The 21,515-nt window shown below is 65.6% G+C and carries 23 protein-coding genes and 1 pseudogene; 15 read left to right on the top strand and 9 right to left on the bottom strand.

The features are described 5' to 3' along the window. Nucleotides 1-6: 6 nt before the first annotated feature. Complete coding sequence (ilvA, locus tag HCU64_RS02540) at nucleotides 7-1,614, top strand: threonine ammonia-lyase, biosynthetic (protein ID WP_267922154.1); 1,608 nt, start codon at nucleotides 7-9, stop codon at nucleotides 1,612-1,614. 11 nt (nucleotides 1,615-1,625) lie between these two features. On the opposite strand, the gene HCU64_RS02535 is transcribed toward ilvA, so the two are convergent. Further along, nucleotides 1,626-2,303: an MgtC/SapB family protein gene (locus HCU64_RS02535; RefSeq protein ID WP_233382209.1), complete on the bottom strand. Its 678-nt coding sequence runs from the start codon at nucleotides 2,301-2,303 to the stop codon at nucleotides 1,626-1,628. A gap of 154 nt (nucleotides 2,304-2,457) precedes the next feature. On the opposite strand from HCU64_RS02535, the gene lgt reads away from it, so the two are divergent. The 5 genes from lgt (at nucleotide 2,458) to HCU64_RS02510 (ending at nucleotide 7,486) form a co-directional block, all read left to right on the top strand. Next, nucleotides 2,458-3,351 (top strand): prolipoprotein diacylglyceryl transferase, encoded by an 894-nt coding sequence (gene lgt / locus HCU64_RS02530; protein WP_233382208.1) that lies wholly within the window; start codon nucleotides 2,458-2,460, stop codon nucleotides 3,349-3,351. An 86-nt stretch (nucleotides 3,352-3,437) separates the two neighbouring features. After that, the gene (locus tag HCU64_RS02525; RefSeq protein ID WP_233382207.1) at nucleotides 3,438-4,445 is read left to right on the top strand and encodes a class I SAM-dependent methyltransferase; all 1,008 of its coding nucleotides are present in this window, start codon (nucleotides 3,438-3,440) and stop codon (nucleotides 4,443-4,445) included. Between the two features lie 38 nt (nucleotides 4,446-4,483). Then, nucleotides 4,484-5,254 carry a peptidoglycan editing factor PgeF gene (gene pgeF, locus HCU64_RS02520; RefSeq protein WP_233382206.1) on the top strand — a complete coding sequence of 257 codons (771 nt, stop codon included), beginning with the start codon at nucleotides 4,484-4,486 and terminating at the stop codon, nucleotides 5,252-5,254. Nucleotides 5,255-5,593: 339 nt separating this feature from the next. Continuing rightward, nucleotides 5,594-6,469 (top strand): outer membrane protein, encoded by an 876-nt coding sequence (locus HCU64_RS02515; protein ID WP_233382205.1) that lies wholly within the window; start codon nucleotides 5,594-5,596, stop codon nucleotides 6,467-6,469. Nucleotides 6,470-6,730: 261 nt separating this feature from the next. Further along, nucleotides 6,731-7,486 (top strand): DUF2076 domain-containing protein, encoded by a 756-nt coding sequence (locus tag HCU64_RS02510; protein ID WP_233382204.1) that lies wholly within the window; start codon nucleotides 6,731-6,733, stop codon nucleotides 7,484-7,486. Between the two features lie 88 nt (nucleotides 7,487-7,574). On the opposite strand, the gene HCU64_RS02505 is transcribed toward HCU64_RS02510, so the two are convergent. Further along, on the bottom strand, nucleotides 7,575-8,363 hold the full coding sequence (locus tag HCU64_RS02505; RefSeq protein WP_233382203.1) for a L,D-transpeptidase: 789 nt from the start codon (nucleotides 8,361-8,363) through the stop codon (nucleotides 7,575-7,577). Nucleotides 8,364-8,712: 349 nt separating this feature from the next. Between HCU64_RS02505 and HCU64_RS02500 the strand changes: the two genes are divergently transcribed. The 5 genes from HCU64_RS02500 to HCU64_RS02480 all read left to right on the top strand — a co-directional run bounded on the left by HCU64_RS02500 (nucleotide 8,713) and on the right by HCU64_RS02480 (nucleotide 12,898). Next, entirely contained in the window at nucleotides 8,713-9,435 is a 723-nt protein-coding gene (locus HCU64_RS02500; protein ID WP_233382202.1) for a protein phosphatase CheZ, read from the top strand. A 53-nt stretch (nucleotides 9,436-9,488) separates the two neighbouring features. After that, on the top strand, nucleotides 9,489-11,540 hold the full coding sequence (gene uvrC, locus HCU64_RS02495) for an excinuclease ABC subunit UvrC (RefSeq protein ID WP_233382201.1): 2,052 nt from the start codon (nucleotides 9,489-9,491) through the stop codon (nucleotides 11,538-11,540). Nucleotides 11,541-11,598: 58 nt separating this feature from the next. Beyond that, entirely contained in the window at nucleotides 11,599-12,195 is a 597-nt protein-coding gene (gene pgsA / locus HCU64_RS02490) for a CDP-diacylglycerol--glycerol-3-phosphate 3-phosphatidyltransferase (RefSeq protein ID WP_233382887.1), read from the top strand. A gap of 17 nt (nucleotides 12,196-12,212) precedes the next feature. Then, nucleotides 12,213-12,464, top strand: a complete 252-nt coding sequence (gene moaD, locus HCU64_RS02485; RefSeq protein ID WP_233382200.1) for a molybdopterin converting factor subunit 1 — start codon at nucleotides 12,213-12,215, stop codon at nucleotides 12,462-12,464. Nucleotides 12,465-12,691: 227 nt separating this feature from the next. Beyond that, a complete protein-coding gene (locus HCU64_RS02480; protein ID WP_233382199.1) occupies nucleotides 12,692-12,898 on the top strand; it encodes a hypothetical protein in 207 nt (68 codons plus the stop codon). A gap of 164 nt (nucleotides 12,899-13,062) precedes the next feature. Here the strand turns inward: HCU64_RS02480 and HCU64_RS02475 are convergent, their stop codons facing one another. Further along, nucleotides 13,063-13,470 (bottom strand): hypothetical protein, encoded by a 408-nt coding sequence (locus HCU64_RS02475; protein WP_233382198.1) that lies wholly within the window; start codon nucleotides 13,468-13,470, stop codon nucleotides 13,063-13,065. A gap of 417 nt (nucleotides 13,471-13,887) precedes the next feature. On the opposite strand from HCU64_RS02475, the gene HCU64_RS02470 reads away from it, so the two are divergent. Continuing rightward, the gene (locus HCU64_RS02470; protein ID WP_233382197.1) at nucleotides 13,888-15,027 is read left to right on the top strand and encodes an HPP family protein; all 1,140 of its coding nucleotides are present in this window, start codon (nucleotides 13,888-13,890) and stop codon (nucleotides 15,025-15,027) included. Between the two features lie 36 nt (nucleotides 15,028-15,063). Here HCU64_RS02470 and HCU64_RS02465 read toward each other — a convergent pair whose 3' ends face one another. The 6 genes and pseudogenes from HCU64_RS02465 to HCU64_RS02440 form a co-directional block, all read right to left on the bottom strand. Continuing rightward, nucleotides 15,064-15,360, bottom strand: a complete 297-nt coding sequence (locus HCU64_RS02465; protein WP_233382196.1) for a DUF6166 domain-containing protein — start codon at nucleotides 15,358-15,360, stop codon at nucleotides 15,064-15,066. Further along, complete coding sequence (locus HCU64_RS02460; protein ID WP_233382195.1) at nucleotides 15,357-15,575, bottom strand: hypothetical protein; 219 nt, start codon at nucleotides 15,573-15,575, stop codon at nucleotides 15,357-15,359. The genes HCU64_RS02465 and HCU64_RS02460 overlap by 4 nt, the downstream gene beginning before the upstream one ends. Before the next feature lie 15 nt (nucleotides 15,576-15,590). Further along, nucleotides 15,591-15,980, bottom strand: coding sequence for a hypothetical protein (locus tag HCU64_RS02455; protein ID WP_233382194.1), 390 nt, complete (start codon nucleotides 15,978-15,980; stop codon nucleotides 15,591-15,593). Between the two features lie 7 nt (nucleotides 15,981-15,987). Beyond that, nucleotides 15,988-16,779 carry a sterol desaturase family protein gene (locus tag HCU64_RS02450; RefSeq protein ID WP_233382193.1) on the bottom strand — a complete coding sequence of 264 codons (792 nt, stop codon included), beginning with the start codon at nucleotides 16,777-16,779 and terminating at the stop codon, nucleotides 15,988-15,990. A gap of 103 nt (nucleotides 16,780-16,882) precedes the next feature. After that, on the bottom strand, nucleotides 16,883-17,278 hold the full coding sequence (locus HCU64_RS02445; protein ID WP_233382886.1) for an MFS transporter: 396 nt from the start codon (nucleotides 17,276-17,278) through the stop codon (nucleotides 16,883-16,885). 208 nt (nucleotides 17,279-17,486) lie between these two features. Continuing rightward, nucleotides 17,487-18,038, bottom strand: a pseudogene (locus tag HCU64_RS02440) (MFS transporter); the annotation flags it as partial. A 278-nt stretch (nucleotides 18,039-18,316) separates the two neighbouring features. Between HCU64_RS02440 and HCU64_RS02435 the strand changes: the two are divergent. From HCU64_RS02435 to HCU64_RS02425, 3 genes are all read left to right on the top strand, one after another. After that, complete coding sequence (locus tag HCU64_RS02435) at nucleotides 18,317-19,066, top strand: GntR family transcriptional regulator (RefSeq protein WP_233382192.1); 750 nt, start codon at nucleotides 18,317-18,319, stop codon at nucleotides 19,064-19,066. Between the two features lie 244 nt (nucleotides 19,067-19,310). After that, nucleotides 19,311-19,682 carry a gamma-butyrobetaine hydroxylase-like domain-containing protein gene (locus tag HCU64_RS02430; RefSeq protein WP_233382191.1) on the top strand — a complete coding sequence of 124 codons (372 nt, stop codon included), beginning with the start codon at nucleotides 19,311-19,313 and terminating at the stop codon, nucleotides 19,680-19,682. A gap of 67 nt (nucleotides 19,683-19,749) precedes the next feature. Beyond that, nucleotides 19,750-21,492 (top strand): fumarate reductase/succinate dehydrogenase flavoprotein subunit, encoded by a 1,743-nt coding sequence (locus HCU64_RS02425; RefSeq protein WP_233382190.1) that lies wholly within the window; start codon nucleotides 19,750-19,752, stop codon nucleotides 21,490-21,492. The last annotated feature ends 23 nt before the right edge of the window (nucleotides 21,493-21,515 follow it).

Below are 21,515 nucleotides of genomic sequence, written 5' to 3'. Positions count from 1 at the left end.
GCAGACCTGCGCCAGGGTGCTCGCGTCCGGCGGCCGGAGGGACTAGATCGGGCTCTCCGGAGTCCTCCCGCCCCGTCGCGAAGTTCCCCTGCCGTGACCGACTACATCAAGAAGATCCTCTCCGCCCGCGTCTACGACGTTGCCAAGGAGAGCCCGCTCGATCCGATGCCGCGCCTGTCGGCGCGCCTCGGCCGTCCCGTCATGCTCAAGCGCGAGGATCTGCAGCCGGTCTTCTCGTTCAAGCTGCGTGGCGCCTTCAACAAGATGTCGCAACTGCCGCCCGAACAGCTCTCGCGCGGTGTTATCTGCGCCTCGGCGGGCAACCATGCGCAGGGCGTGGCGCTCGGCGCGGCGCAACTCGGGGTGCGCGCGGTGATCGTGATGCCGGGCACGACGCCGGCCATCAAGGTCGATGCCTGCCGCGCGCGGGGTGCCGAGGTCGTGCTGTTCGGCGACAACTTCGACGAGGCGCTCGGCGAAGCCCGCCGGCTCGAGTCCGAGCAGGGCCTGGTCTTCCTGCACCCCTTCGACGATCCCGACGTGATCGCCGGCCAGGGCACCATCGGCATGGAGATCCTGCACCAGCATTCGGGGCCGATCGAGGCGATCTTCGTGCCGATCGGCGGCGGCGGCCTCGCGGCCGGCATCGCCACCTTCGTGAAGTACCTGCGGCCCGAGACCAAGGTGATCGGCGTCGAGCCGGATGATGCCGCGAGCATGAAGGCGGCATTCGATGCGGGCGGCCTCGTCACGCTGCCGAGCGTCGGCCTCTTCGCCGACGGCACCGCGGTGCGCCAGGTCGGCGAGGAGACCTTTCGGCTCTGCCGCGAGCATCTCGACGGGATCGTCACGGTGGATACCGACGCCATGTGCGCGGCGGTGAAGGACATCTTCGACGACACCCGTGCCGTCTCCGAGCCCTCGGGCGCGCTCAGTCTCGCCGGCGCCAAGGCCTGGGCGGCCGAGAACGGCGGCGGCGGAACGCTCGTCGCGATCTCCTCGGGTGCCAACCTCAATTTCGACCGCCTGCGCCACATCGCGGAGCGCGCCGAGATCGGCGAGGAGCGTGAGGTCCTGATCGGCGTCACCATCCCCGAGCGGCCGGGCTCGTACCGCGCCTTCATCGCCGCGCTCGGGCCGCGCGCCATCACCGAGTTCAACTATCGCTACGCCCGTGATGCACAGGCGCAGATCTTCGTCGGCATCAACCTGCCCGGCGGCCGGCCGGAGAAGCGCGAGCTGATCGCCTCCCTGACCGCCGAGGGCTATCGCGTGCTCGACATGAGCGACAACGAAATGGCCAAGGTCCATGTGCGCTACATGGTCGGCGGGCGCGCTCAGGGGCTGCCCGACGAGCGGCTCTACCGTTTCCAGTTTCCGGAGCGGCCGGGGGCTCTGATGAAGTTCCTCGAGGCGCTCGGCGACGGGTTCAACATCACGCTGTTCCACTACCGCAACCACGGCGCCGATTACGGCCGTGTGCTCGCTGGGATCGACGTGCCGCCGGCCGAGCGTGCCCGCTTCGACGCGGCGCTGGACGCGCTCGCCTATCCCTATGTCGACGAGACCGACAACCCGGCCTACCGGCTGTTCCTGGACGACGCCTCGGTCTGAACGGCTCGCCGCTAGTCGTCCGAGGACGCGACGCTGATCACGTTTTCGTTCTTGCGCAGCTTCGCGGCGATCGCGTCGACGCTCGTCTGCGACAGCCGGACGAATGACACCGTGACCTCCTCGTGGTCCGGGTCCGCGCCTGGCCTGACCACGAACTGACGCACGCGGGAGGCGCGGGCGCCGGCGACCACGTGCAGCGTGTCGATCGACATTGTCCCGCTCCGCACGGTCAGTTGCAGCCCACGTGTCTGCATGTGCCCCCGCCATTTCTCCTCGATCGGCTTCACGCCGGCGAGGATGCCGATCACGATGACGGTGGTCGCGATCCCCGCCACGTAGAGGCCGCCGCCGATGGCGAGGCCGATCGCCGCAACGGCCCAGAGGCTCGCTGCCGTGGTGAGTCCCTTCACCACCTCGCCGCGTAAGAGAATGGTTCCTGCGCCGAGAAACCCGATGCCCGAGACGACCTGGGCCGCGACGCGGGAGGGATCGAGCACGATCTTGTCGGCGCCCATCACGTCGGCGAAGCCGAAGGCGGAGACGATCATGATCAGGCAGGCGCCGACACAGACCAGCATGTGCGTGCGCAGGCCTGCTGCCCAGAGCAAGCGCTCGCGCTCGAAGCCGATCACGCTGCCGAGCGCGCCCGCCAGGACCAGACGCGCCACCATCTCCACGTTGCTCAACAAGCCGACTGCCCTCGTCGCTTCGTCGTAAAGCTGGAGCTTTCCCGCGCTACAGGCATCGAGGCAAGCACGGGCCGCCGCGCTTGACGGTTCCGCGGGCGCGGGTGCAAGGCCAGCGCGACCGATCGCATAGCCCGACGCTCCGGGACCTCAGCCGATGCCACCCCTCTTCGCCATCCCGTTCCCGGCCATCGATCCCGTCGCGATCTCGATCAGCGGCGTGCCGATCGTGAAGTGGTACGCGCTGGCCTACATCGCCGGACTCGTCGGCGGCTGGTTCTACGCGCGCCAGTTGGTGGCGTCCGACTCGCTTTGGGGTGTGGTCAAGCGGCCGAAGCTCAGCGACGTCGACGACCTGATCGTCTGGGTGGCGCTCGGCGTCGTGCTCGGCGGCCGCATCGGCTACGTGCTCTTCTATAACCTGCCGATGTACATGGACGACCCGGCCGAGATCCTCGCGATTCGCAACGGCGGCATGTCGTTCCACGGCGGGTTCCTCGGCTCGATCTTCGCTCTCCTGCTGTTCGCGCATCGGCGCGGGCTCAACGGCTACACCATGCTGGATCTCGCCTCCGTGGTGGTGCCGATCGGGCTGTTCTTCGGACGCATCGCCAATTTCGTGAACGGGGAGCTCTGGGGCCGGGCGGCACCCGACTTTCCCTACGCCATCGTCTTTCCCACCGGGGGGGATGTTCCGCGCTATCCGAGCCAGCTCTTCGAGGCGACGGCGGAAGGGCTCCTGCTCTTCATCGTCATGGCGATCAGCGTGCGCCGGTTCGGCTTCCGCAAGCCAGGGCTCCTAGGCGGCATCTTCGTCCTCGGCTACGCCATCACTAGGACCTTCTGTGAGTTCTTCCGCGAACCCGATCCGCAACTCGGCTTCCTGTTCGGACGCGAGGTCGGCGCGCTCGGTGGAGGCATCACCATGGGCATGCTCCTGTGCGTGCCCATGGCCATCGTGGGGATCATGTACATCGTGCTCGCTGCACGCGGCGTCACCCGGCCGCGTCATCCCGAGGTCGAGGTTCAGGCCGAGGCGGGACAGATCTGACCACTACCAGCCCAGAGCCGACGCCGCTCTTCGCGGAGATCGCGGCCGAGATCCGTGAGAACGGCCCGATCGGCCTCGACCGGTACATGGCCCTTTGCCTCGGCCACCCGGTCCACGGCTATTACCGGACGCGCGATCCCCTCGGACGCGGCGGCGACTTCATCACCGCGCCTGAGATCAGCCAGATGTTCGGCGAGCTGATCGGTGTTTGGATCGCCGCAACCCGCGCCGCGATGGGATCACCCGAGAGGCTGGATCTCGTCGAGCTGGGTCCGGGCCGCGGAACGCTGATGGTGGATGCCGTGCGGGCCCTGCGCTCTGCCGCACCCGGTGCCGCGATCGATCTCCACCTCGTCGAGACCAGCCCGGTTCTGCGCGCACTCCAGGAGGATCGTCTCTCCGGGGTCTCGCCGCACTGGCACGAGGCCATCGACACCCTTCCCGACGGTCCTGCGATCTTCGTCGCCAACGAGTTCTTCGATGCACTGCCCGTCAGGCAGTTCGAGCGGCGGGAGACCGGATGGTGCGAGCGGCTGGTCGGCCTCTCGGCCGATGGAACGCGTCTGGTGCGCGGCCTGTCCCCCGAGCCGGATAGGACGATCACTCGTGATGCACCCGTCGGTGTCGTGTTGACCGTGCCGAGTGCGGCGCTCGCAACCGCGCGCACACTCGCTGGACGGTTCGTCCGCCAGGGTGGCGCTTTGCTCGCGATCGATTACGGCCATGTCCGCCCAGGCTTCGGCGACACGTTGCAGGCGCTCGCCAGCCATCGTTTCGTCGATCCGCTGGAGGCGCCTGGCGAGGCCGACCTCACAACCCATGTCGATTTCGCCGCACTCGCTTCCGCCGCTTCCGCCGAAGGTGCGCGCATCCACGGTCCCGTCGGCCAGCGCGATTTTCTGGGCGCCCTCGGCCTGCGCCTGCGCGCCGACCGGCTGAAGCAGCGCGCGACGCCGGCTCAGGCCGAGGCGATCGAAGCGGCCCATGCGCGGCTGACCGACCCGGCGCGGCGCGGCATGGGCTCCCTGTTCAAGGTGCTCTGCATCAGCCATTCCTCGCTCGACGCGCTGCCCGGCTTTCCGGCATCGGCGTGACCACGGCCCTCGCAACGATCGATCGCCCCGGACCCGCCATGTTCATCGAAGCGCCCGAACTCTCTTCGCACTCTTATGTGCGGCACGCTTTCTTCACCCGTCAGGGCGGCGTCTCGGAGGGGCTTTACGCCTCGCTCAATGGCGGCATCGGTTCCCGCGACGAGGCAGCCTGCGTCGCCGAGAACCGGGGGCGGATGTGCGCCCAGCTCGCCCTGCCGAAGGATGCCCTGGTCAGTCTCTATCAGGTGCATTCGAACCGGGTGGTGACCGTCGAGGCGCCGTTCCCGCTCGACGAACGTCCGCAGGCCGACGCAATGGTCACGCGGGTTCCGGGGCTCGCGCTGGGCATCGCCACGGCCGATTGCGGGCCGATCCTGTTCGCCGATCCCGAGGGCCGCGTCGTCGGCGCGGCTCATGCCGGCTGGAAAGGCGCGCTGACTGGCGTGATCGCAAACACGGTCGCCGCCATGGAGGAACTCGGTGCGGATCGGAGCCGGATCGTCGCCGTGCTCGGGCCGACCATCTCGCAGCCCGCCTATGAGGTCGGACAAGACTTCGTCGAGCGCTTCCGCGCGGAGGCGCCGGGCTCCGAGCGTTTCTTCGCCGAGGGCGAGCGGCCCGGGCACGCGCAGTTCGATCTGCCGGGCTTCATTCTGAATCGCTTGGAGGAAGCTGGTGTCGGCGAGGCCGTCATCCTCGGTGCATGCACCTATGCCGACGACGAGCGCTTCTACAGCTACCGGCGCACGACCCATCGCGGCGAGGCCGATTATGGCCGGCTGATCTCGGCAATCGCCCTGACCCCGTGATCTCGGAGCCGGAATTCGGGTGCGGCACCGCACATCGCAGGCTCCTACCAGCTTGGTATCACGCTCTCGGAACTTGGCCGTACGGGTTCCACCCCTGCGACAACTTGTCCAACAAAACAGGGGAAAAAAGCTCGGCGGTAAGGCAACCTTGACCGTTTGGTGGCGTTTTAGCCTCAAGTGACCAAGGGATCGGCAACCACTGCCACAAAGGGGCCGCCTTCGGGACGGCTGGCGTGGTTGCAGCGCAACAGCATCCCCTCGGTTGCTGGAATAGATACGGGGAACCGCGCCGGACCGGCCCTCAGGGTGGATCGGTGCAGAGTAAAAGGGACCAGTACGATGAAATCTTTCCTCCGGGCCACGACGGCCTTCGCTGCTATCGCTCTCGCTGGCTCGGCCTTCGCTGCCGACCTGCCGCGCCGCGCTGCGCCCCCGCCGGTCTTCACGCCGGTTCCGGTCTTCACCTGGACGGGCTTCTACGCCGGTTTCAACGCCGGTTACGGCTTCGGCACGTCTGACAACAACGGCCCGACCGTCCTCGGCGTCAACGGCGCCAGCACGCTGGTCCTGCCGGGCACGACCGCCGCGATCGCTTTCCCGGGCAACCGCAGCAACGACGGTTTCGTCGGCGGTGGTCAGATCGGCTACAACTACCAGTTCACCCCGGGCTCGGGCTTCGTGATCGGTGTTGAGGCTGACGCCCAGTACGCCGATTTCGGTCGTGAGCGGAACCGCTTCGTCTCGACCGGCCCGCTCGCTGCGCAGGCCGTGTTCAACCCGAACGGCCTCTCGGGCCTCGACTACTTCGGCACCGTTCGCGGCCGCCTCGGCTACGCCTTCGACCGCACCCTGGTGTACGGCACCGGCGGTTTCGCTTACGGCAGCGGCGGCGGCAGCCAGTTCGGCACGGGCGTGTCCTCGAACGACTTCCAGACCGGTTGGGTCGCAGGCGGTGGTATCGAGTACGCTCTCCCGACCGACTCGTTCCTGAACTTCTTCCGCTCGTCGGCCGTGACCCTCAAGGTCGAAGGTCTGTACGTGAACCTCGATCGCAACAGCAACGCCAGCGCCGGCGCCTTCGCCGTCAACAACGCTGGTGCGCTCGTCACCACCTCCAGCCCGGGCGTCGTCGTCGCCTCCGGCGGCTCGCGTGTCCGCGACACCGAGTTCGCTGTCGTCCGCGCCGGCATCAACTACAAGTTCGGCTCGTACTAAGACCGAACTTGGGGGGCGATCCTCGCGGTCGTGCCCGATCAAGCTCTGCCGCTTCGGTATCGCTCAGGAAGCCCGGCCTCACGGCCGGGCTTCCGCCGTTTCGGGCCTATGCCAACCGCGGCGGCCACCGGCGATTTTCATCCCGCGGCCCCTGAGCGCAGGCCAAAGTTTGCGGAGACCCCTGACAAAGCTGTCGCAGCCCCCCATCTCTGAGGCGTCATGCGGTGGCCTTGCTGCCGCCCGCCCTCAGGAGGACGGCCTATGAACAGCGAAGAACGCGACATCATCAACGGCATCTTCCAGCGGTTGGAGCAGGCTGGGAACCAGCCGCGCGACGCCGACGCCGAGCGCTTCATTGCCGACAAGCTGCGCAGCCAGCCCTATGCGCCTTACGCCATGGCTCAGCTGATCTACGTGCAGGAAGAGGCGATCAAGAGCCTGAACCAGCAGCTCGAACAGACCAGGCAGCAGGCGCAGCAGCAGCCGCAGGGCGGTGGCGGCTTCCTGTCCAGCATCTTCGGCGGTGGCGCGCGCCCGGACCAGCAGCCGCAGCAGCGTCCGGCCGGACAGCCCTGGGGCAACCAGGGTGGTCCGCAGCAGGGGTACCCTCAACAGGGATATCCGCAGCAGGGCGGCTATGGCGGACAGCCGGCCTATGGCGGTCCGCAGCAGGGCGGTCCCTGGGGTGGGCAGGCTCAGCAGGCCCCGGCAAGGGGCGGCGGCTTCCTCGCGACGGCTCTTCCGATGGCCGCGGGCGCGGCCGGCGGCATGCTCCTCGGCAGCGCATTGTCGAACGCCTTCGCGGGCGGCCACTCGCATCTCGGCAGCGCCGCGGCGGCGGGCCTCGGCGGTGGCGACAACATCACCGAGAACAACTTCTTCGGTAGCGGCGGCGACAACCAGGATCTCGGCTCGGCGCTCGGCGGCGGCAGCGATTCCGGCAACTTCGACGACGCCTCGTTCGACAGTGACTCGGGCGGCGACTTCGGAGGCGGTGGGGACGACGACTGGGTCTGATCGCAGTCGCCCGTATCGCACGAAACAGAATAGAAAAGCCCCGGCGTGGAGAGATCCGCGCCGGGGCTTTCTTTCGGAAAGCCGGTCGTCAGATCACTTCGACGCGCGTTCCCACGGGGGTGCGCTCGTAGAGATCGATGACGTCCTCGTTCATCATCCGAATGCAGCCCGAAGACACCGCCTGGCCGATCGTATGCGGCTCGTTGGTGCCGTGGATGCGGTAGAGCGACGAGCCGAGATACATGGCGCGGGCGCCGAGCGGGTTGGCCGGTCCGCCTGCCATGTGACGCGGCAGGTCGGGACGACGCAGCAGCATCTCGGCGGGCGGCGTCCAATCCGGCCATTCGCGCTTGGCGCTGATCGTCTTGGTGCCGTGCCAGAGGAAACCGGGCCGGCCGACGCCGATGCCGTAGCGGACGGCGCGGCCGCCGCCCTGCACGAGATAGAGATATTTGGCGTTCGTATCGATCACGATCGAGCCTGGACGCTGGCTGCCGGAAAACTCGACGACCTGGCGCTCGTAGCGCGGGTCCATCGCGCGGCCGATCGTGGCCTCCTGAGGAGCGGCCTGCGGGGGGAGGGCGGCGAGGCGCGTACGCGGTGCCGACGCCTCGGGGCTATTGCCCGAATAGGGATCGCCATCGGGATAGCGCATCGCATCCGGCCCACCATAGCCGTAGGCTGCGGGGTGCCGCGGCAGCACGCCGTCGTCGCGCAACGCGCGGCCGCCAGCCGGAGCGCGCATCGTCTCGCCGCCCGTCACCAGATACTCGATGAAGCCGCCGCCGTACTGGCCGGAACGCGACTGGGCCTGCGCCGCCGTCGCCGAGAGGATGGCGGCGATCCCGGCCGCGCACAGAGTCACCGTCAAACGCATCGCATGTCGTCCTCGTCGCGCCCGGGAGAGCCGGCAGGGCTCATGCGGGGCTGTCCGGGACGAGCTTGGCCGGACAGCACGAGAATGCGGTGAAGGAACGTGGTGAATCGTTCACGACGTTCCGGGAAGCGCGCCGCGGGCAGGTTGACTAAAATCCGATCGATTTCAGTAACTTACTCGTGGGAAACGGGTCTCGTCGAGGGGGGAGGGAGGCGATATCCGGCGCACGGCCGAGACGATTCGTCGTGAACGCCCGGTAAATACGAAAGCGACGCTGAATTCTTTCAGCAATTGGAAACCGTTTTGCGGGATTTTCACCTGCCATCCCCGCCATGGGCCGAAGCCGACGATGACCGCCAAACGCTACCGCATCGAGGATACCCTCGGCCTCAGCTTCGACGCCCAGGCCGAGTCGGCGGCGGCGTCTCCGGCCCGAGCGGCCCAACTCGACGAGATCCTCTCCGCGATCCAGGACCTGAAGCGTCTCACGCAGGCCAGTGCCGGCGAGACCGTCGATGCCTGCCGGCGCGAGCTGAGCGAGGCCTTCGCCATGCGCTCCGAACTCGACCTGATGAAGGACGCGATCACGCGGACCAAGCAGGAGATTGCGAACCTCCACCGCTCGGACAGCGCCGGCAAGGGTATGCGCCGTGTCGCGGGCGAGCTCGATGCCGTCGTCGAGTCGACCGAAGCCGCCACCTCGACCATCCTCGGCGCGATCGAGGAGATCGAGACCAACGCCAACATGCTGCGCGGCCAGCGCCTTCCGAAGGCGACTCAGGCGCATGTCGACGTCATCCTCGAGCGTGTGATCGTCGCCTACGAGGCCTGTAACTTCCAGGACCTCACCGGCCAGCGCATCAGCAAGATCGTCAGCGTGCTGAAGTTCGTCGAGGAGCATCTCGACCGGATGATCGAAGCCTGGAGCGGGCTCGACAGCTTCCGCGAGCTGATCACCGTCGATGCGCCCGCCGTGAGCATCGACGACGAGAAGTCCCTCCTGAACGGGCCGAAGCTCGACGAGGATCCCGGTCACGTCGATCAGTCGGACATCGACGCGCTGTTCGACTGAGGCGCACGCCGCCGGCCCTTCCAAGCGGAATCGCCGGGCCTTACATCGGGGCCATGAGCCGCCCCGGACCCCGATCGAACCAAGGCGACGTTCCCCCCGATGGGTTCGACGCCCCCGAGGACGACGAGCCGGAGGCTCCCGCCCTCGACGATGCGGCCGAGATCGACTTCGATTTCGAGCCCGGCGCAGTCGCCGCCGGCACCGAGGTGATCAAGCGCTTCTGGTCGACATTGCCGGGCTCGCCCGGCGTCTACCGGATGTTCGATCACAAGGGCGACGTCCTCTACGTCGGCAAGGCCAAGAACCTGAAGGCGCGCGTCGGCTCCTATGCCCGCGGCCAAGCCCATTCAAATCGCATCGCCCGCATGATCTCGCAGACGGCGGCGATGGAATTCGTCACTACCGCCACCGAGACCGAAGCGCTGCTGCTCGAGGCCAACCTCATCAAGCAGCTCAAGCCCCGCTTCAACGTGCTGATGCGGGACGACAAGTCGTTCCCCTACATCCTGCTCACCGCCGACGGGCCGGCCCCTCAGATCGTCAAGCACCGTGGCGCACGGCGTCGGAAGGGCAACTATTATGGACCCTTTGCCAGCGTCTGGGCGGTCAACCGCACGGTGAACGCGCTGCAGCGCGCCTTCCTGCTGCGCACCTGCTCGGACAGCTACTACGAGAACCGCAGCCGGCCCTGCCTGCTTTTCCAGATCAAGCGCTGCTCCGGCCCCTGCACCGGAGAGATCTCGGAGGCGGACTATGCCGGTCTCGCCGAGAACGCGAAGGCCTTCCTGTCCGGCAAGTCCAACGCCGTAAAGGACCGGATGCGCGAGTCGATGCAGGAGGCCTCGGATGCCATGGAGTTCGAGCGCGCCGCGCGATTCCGCGATCGGATCGCCGCGCTCTCGACAATCCAGGGCACGCAGGGTGTGAACACCCAGGGCGTCGAGGAAGCCGATGTCTTCGCCCTCGACGAGCAGGCCGGTCAGTTCTGCATCGAGGTGTTCTTCTTCCGGAACCACCAGAACTGGGGCAACCGCGCCTACTTCCCCAAGGCCGACAAGAGCATGAGCCCGGACGAGGTGCTCGCCTCGTTCATCAGCCAGTTCTACGACGACAAGCCGGCCCCGCGGGCGGTCCTGGTCAGTCATGCCATCGAGGATGCGGAGCTTGTCGCCGCCGCCCTGTCGAGCCGTGTCGAGTATCGTGTTGAGATCCACCAGCCTCAGCGCGGCGAGCGCAAGGCGTTGGTCGAGTACGCGCAGCGCAACGCGAAGGAGGCCCTCGGCCGTCGTCTCGCGGACACGGCCTCTCAGGGCAAGCTACTTGCAGCCCTCGGCCAGGCGTTCGGCCTCGCGACGCCGCCGCGACGGATCGAGGTCTACGACAATTCTCACATCTCGGGCACGAATGCGGTCGGCGCGATGATCGTCGCCGGGCCGACCGGCTTCATGAAGACGCACTACCGCACCTTCACGATCAAATCGGAGGAGCTGACCCCAGGCGACGATTTCGGCATGATGCGCGAGGTTCTGCACCGGCGCTTCAAGCGGCTGGTCAAGGAGGCGCCTCGCACGTCCAGGGAAGTGGCCACCGCCGCGGAGGATGGGGCGCCGGAGCCCGTTGCAGAACCGGATGCCGACGGCGATGTGTTTCCGGCTTGGCCCGACCTCGTCCTAATCGACGGCGGCAAGGGCCAGTTGGAGGCTGCCCGCTCGACGCTGGAGGAGGTCGGCGTCACCGACGTCGCGCTGGCGGGTATCGCCAAGGGGCGCGACCGCGATGCCGGCCGCGAGACCTTCTTCATTCCAGGGAAGGCGCCCTTCAAGCTGCCGCCCCGGGATCCGACGCTCTATTTCGTGCAGCGCCTGCGAGACGAGGCCCACCGTTTCGCCATCGGCACGCACCGGGCCAAGCGCAAGCGCGAGCTGGTCCGCAACCCGCTCGACGAAATTGCCGGCATCGGGCCGACGCGCAAGCGCGCGCTGCTCCACCATTTCGGGACCGTGAAGGCGATCCAGCGCGCCGCGCTGGAGGATCTTGCCCAGGCACCGGGTGTGAATGCGGCCACGGCAAGGGCGGTCTACGACTTCTTCCATGCAAATGCCTGAGCCCATGTCTCAAACGCCGCGGTTGACGCCCTCGCAGGCGCGTGATTTCACCGCGCCGATGAACGTGGTCTTTCCTCAGAGGCGCTCGCAGGCTTGGACGCTGGCGAACTGCCTGACCTACGGCCGCCTCGTCGCGGTCCCGGTGCTTGTGGCACTGCTGTTCTGGCCGGAAGAACATTCGGCCCGCTTCGCGGCCCTCGGCGTCTTCATCGCTGCCGGCATCACCGATTATCTCGACGGTTACGTCGCCCGCACCTACGCGCAAACGTCTGCGCTCGGCCGCATGCTCGACCCGATTGCCGACAAGCTCTTGGTGGCCGCCTGCCTCCTGATGCTGGTGGCCGATCACACGATTGGCGGCGTGTCGGTCTGGGCCGCCATTGTCATTCTGTGCCGCGAAGTACTGGTGTCGGGCCTGCGCGAATATCTCGCGGAGCTGAAGGTAGGCGTGCCGGTCAGCAAGGTCGCAAAGTACAAGACGACGCTACAGATCATGGCGCTCGGCTTCCTGGTGGCTGGGCCTGCCGGTGAGACGATCCTGCCCGGCACGGTCACCATCGGCCTTGTCCTGCTCTGGATCGCCGCAGCCCTCACGCTCTATACCGGCTGGGACTACATGAGAGCGGGGATCCGGCACGTCATCGACGAGCCTTGAGTTTGGTCGGGACCGTCATGAAGCTCGTGTATTTCGCGTGGGTGCGCGAACGGATCGGCAAGGCCGAGGAAACCGTTACGCCTCCTTCCGACACCAGAACGGTCGCTGACCTCGTCGCGTGGCTGAAGGGCCGCGGCGAGGAATATGCCTACGCCTTCGAGAACGAGGGTGTGGTGCGCGCGGCCATCGATCGGGTCCATGCCCGCACCGACAGCCCGATCCACGGGGCTCGAGAGATCGCGTTCTTCCCACCGATGACCGGCGGCTGACTCGAGCAAGCCGAACAGCCGCTGCAAGCAAGCGGTATCGGCGTGACGACGTTCCCTCACTCCGGATGACCGGCGACGTGCCGGAAAGGCTCTCGTCCCTCGATCCTCGCCGTCCGATCTGCGCATCGGGCGGCGCTTGTCGACCTGTGACACCGGGACATTGAGAAGCAGGTCAAACGGCGAAGGCTATGCTAAAGCCCGGGCGTGCGGCGACACGGGGATGATCGATGGCGGACGTGTCTCAAGATGATCTGGCCAAATTGATCTACGCAGCGACTTTCGCCGAGGAAGCCTTGAGGGCTGTGTACGAGCGACACGGCATCATCGTCGCTCGGGACGCCATGGGTGAGCTTGCGGCGGCGATCAGGTTGCTTGAATCCTACTCCGCATCGTCGAACGCAAAGGCTGCAGCCACGGCGGCGGCGGCCAGCTGATGAGAAGCGGCGGCGCATGCTGCCCGAAAGCAGACCCAGATTGGGTTTTCGCTCGCTGAGAGTGGCCGAATGCGGAACGTCAGCTTTTGAGATGAAGGCAACCGGAGTTGGCCGCCTGGAAAAACGATACGCTGGTCAGGCCCAACGACGAGCCTGATCACAGGTCATGCAATCAAAGGCTCCATCGAGACGTCTTTAGGCGGAATACGATGTCCGAGCGCGAGTTTAATGCCACCGAACACGAGCATCGTCCCGCCAGCGAGAAACAGCGTGTTCACACTATCCAACATGTAAGAGAGCACACCCGAATCCGCCGAGATCGCCGCGACGTTGGAATCTATGATTTTCGCGTAAAGCGGCCGAATAGCGCCGATCCACTGGCCATCCCGGTTGTAAATCATCAATTGCGCGGCAACGATTGCAACCAAATAACATCCTGAAATGAGAAGCATGTGATTGGCAAGCGAATGCAGTAGTTTTGCGAAACCGTTGAGATCTTTGTTGGGCTTGCCTTCGTCCGGTGTAAGTCCTTGTGTCATCGATGCGACCTCAATCGGATCGAGCGCTCTCACTCGACAGCCCCTGAACACGAATAGACGGGGCAACTTGCGTGCCACTCCCCGACTGAGCGGACTTCCTTGGTGGTGGCGGCCGCACTGCGCGCTGTCGTCAGGAATGCCATCGGCGTGTGCACCTCACGCGGGTCGAGGCACCTCTCCTCGCCTCGATGCAGAGCCTTTCGATGCCCATTTGATGGGCATTTGGTATACCAAACACGATATACCTTTATTGCGCCGGCTCATTTGAACCGGTAATGCTGCAATCCTGAGCGGCTTTGCACGCGCAATGTGCAAATCCGCTCTGCGTTTAGACCGCTCATTGCCGAAGCGTGGCCACTGCTACGCTCAGCCCGGCGCTTCGATGGAGGCTTGGCCCGCTTGCGTGGCCTCGCTTCCGAAGCTCCCCGCGTGCGTCGAGGAAGACAGCGAATGGCCGATCCCAAGGTATCGACACCAGGAGCGAAACTCTTCGGCTTTCAGATCTTCAGGCCGATCCTCGCCGGAGCCACGCTCAGGGAGCGCCTTATCGCCTGTCTCGGCGCCCTCATCGGCATTGCCCTGACGGGTCTCATCTGCGGCTGGTTCTTCGGCGAAGGGCCACACATCCCCCTGATCGTTGCACCGATGGGCGCTTCGGCGGTGCTCCTTTTCGCGGTGCCTGCAAGCCCACTCGCCCAACCCTGGTCGATCATCGGGGGGAACACGATTTCCGCGCTCATGGGCGTTCTCGCCGCCCGGTTCGTTCCGGATCCGATCATGGCGATCGGCGTCGGCGTTTCACTCGCGATCGCGGCTATGTCGTTTACGCGCTCGCTTCACCCGCCGGGTGGCGCGGCCGCGTTGACGGCTCTGATCGGCGGTCACGCTGTGACGTCGGCTGGTTTCTTGTTCCCCTTGTTTCCGGTGTGCATCAATTCGGTGATCCTGGTCACCTTGGGTGTCGTCTTTCACAAGCTTTCGGGGCGGAGCTATCCGCACGTGCCGGTCAAACCACCGGTCAACACACATGGGACGGCTGATCTTCCTGCTGGCTTGCGCGTCGGTTTCAGGGCCGAGGATGTCGATGCGGCTCTGACGGTGATGAACGAGACACTGGATATCAATCGAGCCGATCTCGACCGTCTCCTCCACCAGGTCGAGTTACAGGCCCTCGTACACACCCATCGCGAACTCACTTGCGAAGACGTCATGTCCCGCGACGTCATTACGATCACAGGGAGCGGGACGATCGAGCAGGCAACGGCACTGCTTCTCGACCACAACATCAGGACGCTTCCCGTTGTCGACGAAGGCGGCAGACTGCTGGGAACGGTCGGCCTTCGCGAACTCGCGAAGAAGGCCGCCGTGCAGGTTGCCGATGTGGTCCAAGAGGCGAAGGTCGCGGCCAAGGACGACCCGGCTGTCGGCTTGGTTCAGACGCTCACGGATGGTCGGACCCATGCGATTGTCATCGTTTCGGCCGACCGGATGATCATTGGCGTCATCACGCAAACGGATCTTCTCGCCACGCTGGCTCGTCATGCCACGTTGCAACCCATTGCTGGTCGTTCCCAACCAGTTGCTGCCTGATGATGTCGGCTTCGGCTCGATCGCTCGGAGAAGCGCCTAGCGGAGGTTCTGGAGAACCCGGTCGATGTCCGCCGAGCTCATCTCCCACTCGTTCTGGAAATTCGCCACGACGTTGCGCATGAAGGGCTCCTGCAGCCGCTCCGCCTGAGCAGGATCGCCGAGGTGCTCGACGAGCATCGCATAGGCCAGCTGGGACGGCTCCGGGCCCTCGTAGCTCCATTCGAACCCGTTGCGCGAGTAGCAGCGCGTTCCAGCGTGGTCATCGAGCGGCTCACCATCGACGGTCAGGACGATGCCGTCGATGGTGCGGTCGCCCAGATAGATCCTGCTCATGGACGCGCATCCCTCAGTTGATGGCGCGGCGTACGGCCCTCGGAGCGGGTGCGCATGACCTCCGGGAAGATCCATAGGCTCACGACCATGAACGGACCGAGGAAGGCGACAGCCCATTGCGGGCCGCTCTGACCTAGGTAGCGCATGTAGAACCAGCCTCCGAGCGCAGCCAAGGCTACGGCGACGGACAGACCGAACTTGATACGAAACGGCATGGGATCGCTCCTGGATTACAGGCTGAAGACCGCACCGACATGTTGCAGCAGGCCGACCGAAATGCTGATCCCCGTGAGGACGATGACGAGCCCGGCGACCCCGTCGCGCCAGCCTTGCGGCCAGATGTTGAACAACCCCGGTGCGAACAGAACCGCGAGACCGCTGACGATGACGAGGCTCGTCCAGCGCAGCTCCGCAGCGCCGTAGGCGAGGCTGCCGCCGATCAGGGCGAGCAGCAGGACCACGTTGGCGACGACCAGCGCGAGGCCAAGCGGACGGCCCCTCAAGTCCGGGCGCGTCTCCAGCGGAAACACGCCAGTCAGGACGTAGAAGCCCGTGCTAGCGACGCCCGCGAACAGGGCGAACCAGGCGAGCGCCGACACATTCGGTTCGATCATGCTCATGGCGGGCTCACTCCGCCGGCTGCATCGCACCCGACGGCGTCGCGCCGGGCGTGCGGGCGGTCTTGCGCATATCGGTCTTCACGAAGCGGGTGTCGTAACCGTTCAGGAGCGTCCCGAGCAGGCCGCGGTTGAGATCGGACGTTCCGAACAGCCAATCCATGATCGGGAAGGTGAGGTTCATGTTGCGCTCCATCATGATCGACTGATCGTGGTGGGCTGTGTGATGCCGCCGGTTCGTGTTGATGAACGGCATGTTCCGCACGAACCAGTTTTCGTCGACGTGGCAGCAGAAGTGCATGAACTCGTAGATCATGTAGATGCTGGTCGTCGTCGTGATGAACAGCCAGCCGACATTGGCCGAGAACAGATTGCCGAGGACGATCGCGCCCGGAATCGACAACAGCGTGAAAGTCGCCAGCGCATAGGGCGGGAAGAACGTCACCCGGTAGTCCCGGTGATCGGCGAAACGCATCTCGTGCTCAGTGAAGAACTGATGATGCTGCAGCGTGTGGCGGTTGTAGACGGCGCGCGCCACCGGGTTCTGCGACGGGCGATGCATCACGTAGCGATGCAGCCACCATTCGAAGAAGTTGCAAAACAGAAATACGACCGGGACCGTCAGCAACTCGACCCAACTCGGCGCCTTGAGGTTCGAGATGTAGATGTAAAGCGCCGTCAGACCGATCGTGTAGATGATCGCGATGTGCAGGACGCCGTTGTACCAGCCGGCAACCCGCTGGCGGTAATTAGCCCGGTAGGCGCGCTGCCGCTCGCTCATCTTGGTGACCGCGAGTTCCATGGCATCTCCTCCGTTCGTCGGCGTTTAAAATATCACTGATATATTAGATTGCAACGCCTACGGCTGCGCGATCGATGCGAGGTGCGCCACACACCCTGACCCGTCAGCTCGATATGGCTTCCAGCGCCTGACCCTTCGTCTCGATCCCGAGGAAAGCCACGCTCGCCGCGGCGATCACGAACGAGCCGGCGCCGAGAGCGAAGACGCCGCCATGGCCGAAGGTCGGTAGGATGATGCCGATGGCGTAGGGGCCGATCAGGGAGCCGATGCGACCGATGGCGGAGGCACAGCCGGCGCCTGTGGCCCGTGCCCGGGTCGGGTAGAGCTCGGGCGTGTAGGCGTAGAGAACGGACCACATTCCGAACAGGAAGAACTGCATCACCAAGCCGAAGGCGATCAGCCAGCCGAAGCTCGGCGAGTGGCCGTAGAGGTAGGCGGCTACGGCGCTCCCAAGCAGCATCAGCACGGCGGTCGGCTTGCGGCCCCAGCGCTCGACCAGGATTGCCGAGGTGATGAAGCCGGGGACGCCCGCGAGCGAAATCAGGATCGTCCAGAAAGGAGAAGCGCCGTTCGCCCTGAGGCTGCTCGGGCAGGGGCTGCGGCTCGGGAAGCGAGCGGCCGGCGAGATGCGCGCCGACCTTCGCTTCGATGCCGCTCATCACTCTGTTCGCCTCGTCGTGCTGACCGCGATCGGCCAGCCAGCGTGGCGACTCAGGCACGTAGAACCGGATCACGAAGAGGAAAAGCGCCGGGATGGCCTGGGCGAGGAAGACGGCACGCCAGTCGAAGTAAGAGAGCAGCACGTAGCAGAGGCAGCCAGCCGCGATGAAACCAAGGGGCCAGAAGCCTTCCATGATCGCGAGGTAGCGACCGCGTTTCGCCGTCGGAAGGAACTCCGAAACGATCGCGAGGGCGACGGGAAACTCCATGCCCATTCCGAAGCCGAGCAGCAGTCGGGCGTAACCCAGTGTGGTGGCGTCGTGGGCGAAGGCGCACCACAGGCTGCCCAGGCCCCAGAAGATCATGCTGACCTGGAAGACGATCTTCCGGCCAAAGCGATCCGCCAGCATTCCGGAAATGCCAGCGCCCAGGAACATGCCGACGAAGCTCATGCTCGACAGCAGGCCCGCCTGGGCGGTGGTGAGGCCGAACTCTGTCTTGATCGAACCGAGCAGGAAGGTGAGCGAGCCGAGATCGATCGAATCGAAAAACCAGGCAGTCGCGATGATGAGGAAGATGTTGCGCTGAAACGGCGTCATCGGCAGCCGTTCGAGCCGCGCAGCAATCATTCCGCTCGACGCGCGCGCAATGGATCTCGTCTCTGCCTCAGCCGGCAGTGCGCCGCTGGCCGGTATCGCGATCTGCCCTACCAAGACACCCTCCCACATGCATTATTTTATCTAGTCAGCATGAAGGATATGTCTGAGATGCGCAAGATATATCAGTGGGCGATCATGTGCGCACACTGGCTTTATCAGCCATGCATCGCCGAAGGCGGCGTGCTAGGCATGCGGGGCAAGTACGAGGCGGATGGAACATGAACTTCGTGAGCGGGAAGTCCTCGACCCGTGGCTTGGAGAAGCGTGGGCGAGCGAGCGCCGGCCGTGCCAAGGCGGGTTCCGTCACTCGGGCCGATCAGGGGGATCTGCCCGACCTCACGCTCACGGAGAAGGCCTACCGGCAGCTCGAGGAGCTGATCACCACCCTCGTCCTGCCGCCGGGCATGGTCCTCGGTGAGCAGAATCTCGTGCAGCGTCTGGGCATCGGCCGGACACCGATCCGAGAGGCCCTCCAGCGTCTCGTTCGCGACGGCCTCGTCGTCGTGATGCCGCGGCGCGGGATTCTCGTATCGGAGATCAATGTGCGCACTCAGCTGCGTCTCCTCGAAACGCGACGGGTGCTGGAAGGCCTGATCGCCCGGCTCGCCGCCGAGCGTGCGACGCAGGAAGAGCGCACGGTTTTCGATGCGATTGCCCGCGACATGCGCGCGGCCGCCGCCTCTTCGGACGATCTCGCCTTCATGCGGCTCGACCATCAATTCAACGAGCTGATCGCTGCGGCCTCACGCAACGAATTTGCCGTGCGCTCACTCGCGAACATGGCCGGCCTGTCGCGTCGATTCTGGTACCAGCACTACAAGCAGGCTGCGGACTTGCCCTTGACCGCCAACCTCCATGCCGACGTCTGCGACGCCGTCGCGAGGCGTGATGCCGAGGCGGCCGGCGCCGCCTCAGATCGGCTCATCGACTACATCGAGAGCTTCGCCAGGAAGACGCTCGATACGTGAAACCGAAGACTGTTCGCCGAAGTCCGTCGCCGCGCGGCTGATATTCAGATGCGGCGCTGGATGAAGCCGTCGCTCGATGGCGATCCTGCTCTCCCGACGACCATACGCTAGAGGCTGCGGACGTCGGCCCGACGCGAGGCTGCCGAAACCTTTCGAGCCCTTCCGGCAACTAATTGCTCGCTGGCGTCTCTTACGCCGGTTCTAATCCACCTGCCTTCAGGCACCAGTGGATGACGGACCCACCATGAGATTGCCCGAACAACCGCCGTTCGATCCCGAAGCCGTTCCGACCGATGCCGTGGTCTCCCGCGGTGGTCGCGACCTGCGTCTCGTCTGGGCGAATGGCGAGGAGGCTGTCCTGCCAGCCGAGACGCTGCGACTGCGCTGCCGTTGCGCCTGGTGCACGCGGGACCGGATCGAGGACAAGTTCCCTGCCTCGTTCCAGGCCGTGGCCGTCACCAAGATCGATCCGCTCGGCGGATACGCCGTGAATCTCGGCTTCTCCGACGGGCATGCGCGCGGGATCTTCCCGTGGGTCTACCTGCGCGACCTCGCCCGAGAGGCCTCCGACCCGGCGATCGCCGTCGACGACGACCGCACGCCCCAGGCGGCATGACCGACCGAACCTGTTTTCTTTCCCGAGTGCGCGGCTCCGGCCAGCGCCCGATCAGCGAGCCCGCATCATGACCGAAACGAGTCCCATCGTCGAAATCGTTGAGACCGACATCCTCGTCATCGGTGGCGGCACCGGCGGCCCGATGGCCGCGATCAAGGCCAAGGAGGCCGATCCGAAGCTGCGCGTGCTGCTGATGGAAAAGGCGAATGTGAAGCGCTCGGGCGCGATCAGCATGGGCATGGACGGGCTGAACAACGCCGTCGTGCCGGGCTACGCCACGCCTGAGCAATACGTGAAGGAGATCACCGTCGCCAATGACGGCATCGTCAACCAGAAGGCGGTGATGGCCTACGCCCAGGGCTCATTCCCGATGATCCAGTACCTCGACAAGCTCGGGGTCAAGTTCGAGAAGGACGGCTCGGGCGAATACAACATGCGCAAGGTCCACCACATGGGGACCTACGTGCTGCCGATGCCCGAGGGGCACAACGTCAAGAAGGTGCTCTATCGGCAACTCCGCCGCCTCCAGGTCGCGGTCACCAACCGCTACATGGCCACCCGCCTGCTCAAGGATGCGGATGGCCGCATCGCCGGTGCCATCGGCGTCAATACGCGCACCTCCGAGTTCCTGATCGTGAAGGCTAAGGCCGTGGTGCTCGCCTGCGGCGCGGCCGGGCGGCTCGGTCTGCCGGCCTCAGGCTACCTGTTCGGCACCTACGAGAACGCGGCGAATTGCGGTGACGGCTACGCCATGGCCTACCATGCCGGTGCCCAGCTCGCGAACCTCGAATGCTACCAGATCAACCCGCTGATCAAGGACTATAACGGCCCGTCCTGCGCCTACGTGACCGGCCCGTTCGGCGGCTACACCGCCAACAACAAGGGCGACCGCTTCATCGAGTGCGATTACTGGTCAGGCCAGATGATGCTCGAGTTCTGGCGCGAGCTTCAGGGCGGCAACGGCCCGGTCTTCCTCAAGATGGACCACCTGCGCGAGGAGACGATCTCCGAGATCGAGACGATCCTTCACTCGAACGAACGGCCCTCGCGCGGCCGGTTCCACGAGCGGCGCGGCACCAATTACCGCCAGCGCGCCGTCGAGATGCACATCTCCGAGATCGGCTTCTGCTCGGGCCATTCGGCCTCGGGCGTCTGGGTCGACGAGTATGCGCAGACGACCGTGCCCGGCCTGTACGCGGTCGGCGACATGGCGGCCGTGCCGCACAACTACATGCTCGGCGCCTTCGTGAATGGCGGCATCGCCGGCGCCCATGCGGCCGCCTACTGTGCCTCGACGACGCTGGCCGAATACGACCAGGGCGACGTCGTGGCCGAGCAGGAGCGCGTGCTGGCGCCGACCCGCCGCGAGGACGGCATCACCCCCAACGAGATGGAGTTCAAGACCCGACGCTTCGTCAACGACTATCTCGAGCCGCCGAAGGTCACGGCCAAGATGGAGCTCGGCCAGCGCCGCTTTGCCGAGGTCCGCGAGGATCTCAGCCACCTCGTCGCCCGCGACCCGCACGAATTGCTGCGCGCGCTCGAGACGCAGACCATTCTCGACTGCGCCGATATGGCCGCCCACGCCTCTCTCTATCGCACCGAGAGCCGCTGGGGCTTCTACCACCTGCGTGTCGACCACCCGGAAACCGACCCGAACTGGGCCTGCCACACGGTCCTGTTCAAGGACGAGAAGGGCAGGATGGCGAGCGCCAAGCGCGAGGTCGACCCGTTCATCGTTCCCGTCGCCGAGGAAGAGATGAGCGCCTACCACCAGCTCCGCATCAAGACGCCAGTCGCCGCCGAATAGCGCGCCGCGACGGCCCTATCCCC

Origin of the sequence: Methylobacterium sp. C25 (genome assembly GCF_021352225.1) — a bacterium.
In the GTDB taxonomy this organism is placed as follows: Bacteria; Pseudomonadota; Alphaproteobacteria; order Rhizobiales; family Beijerinckiaceae; genus Methylobacterium.
The sequence above is the reverse complement of the archived record's forward strand: the minus strand, read 5'-3'. Positions and strand labels throughout refer to the sequence as shown.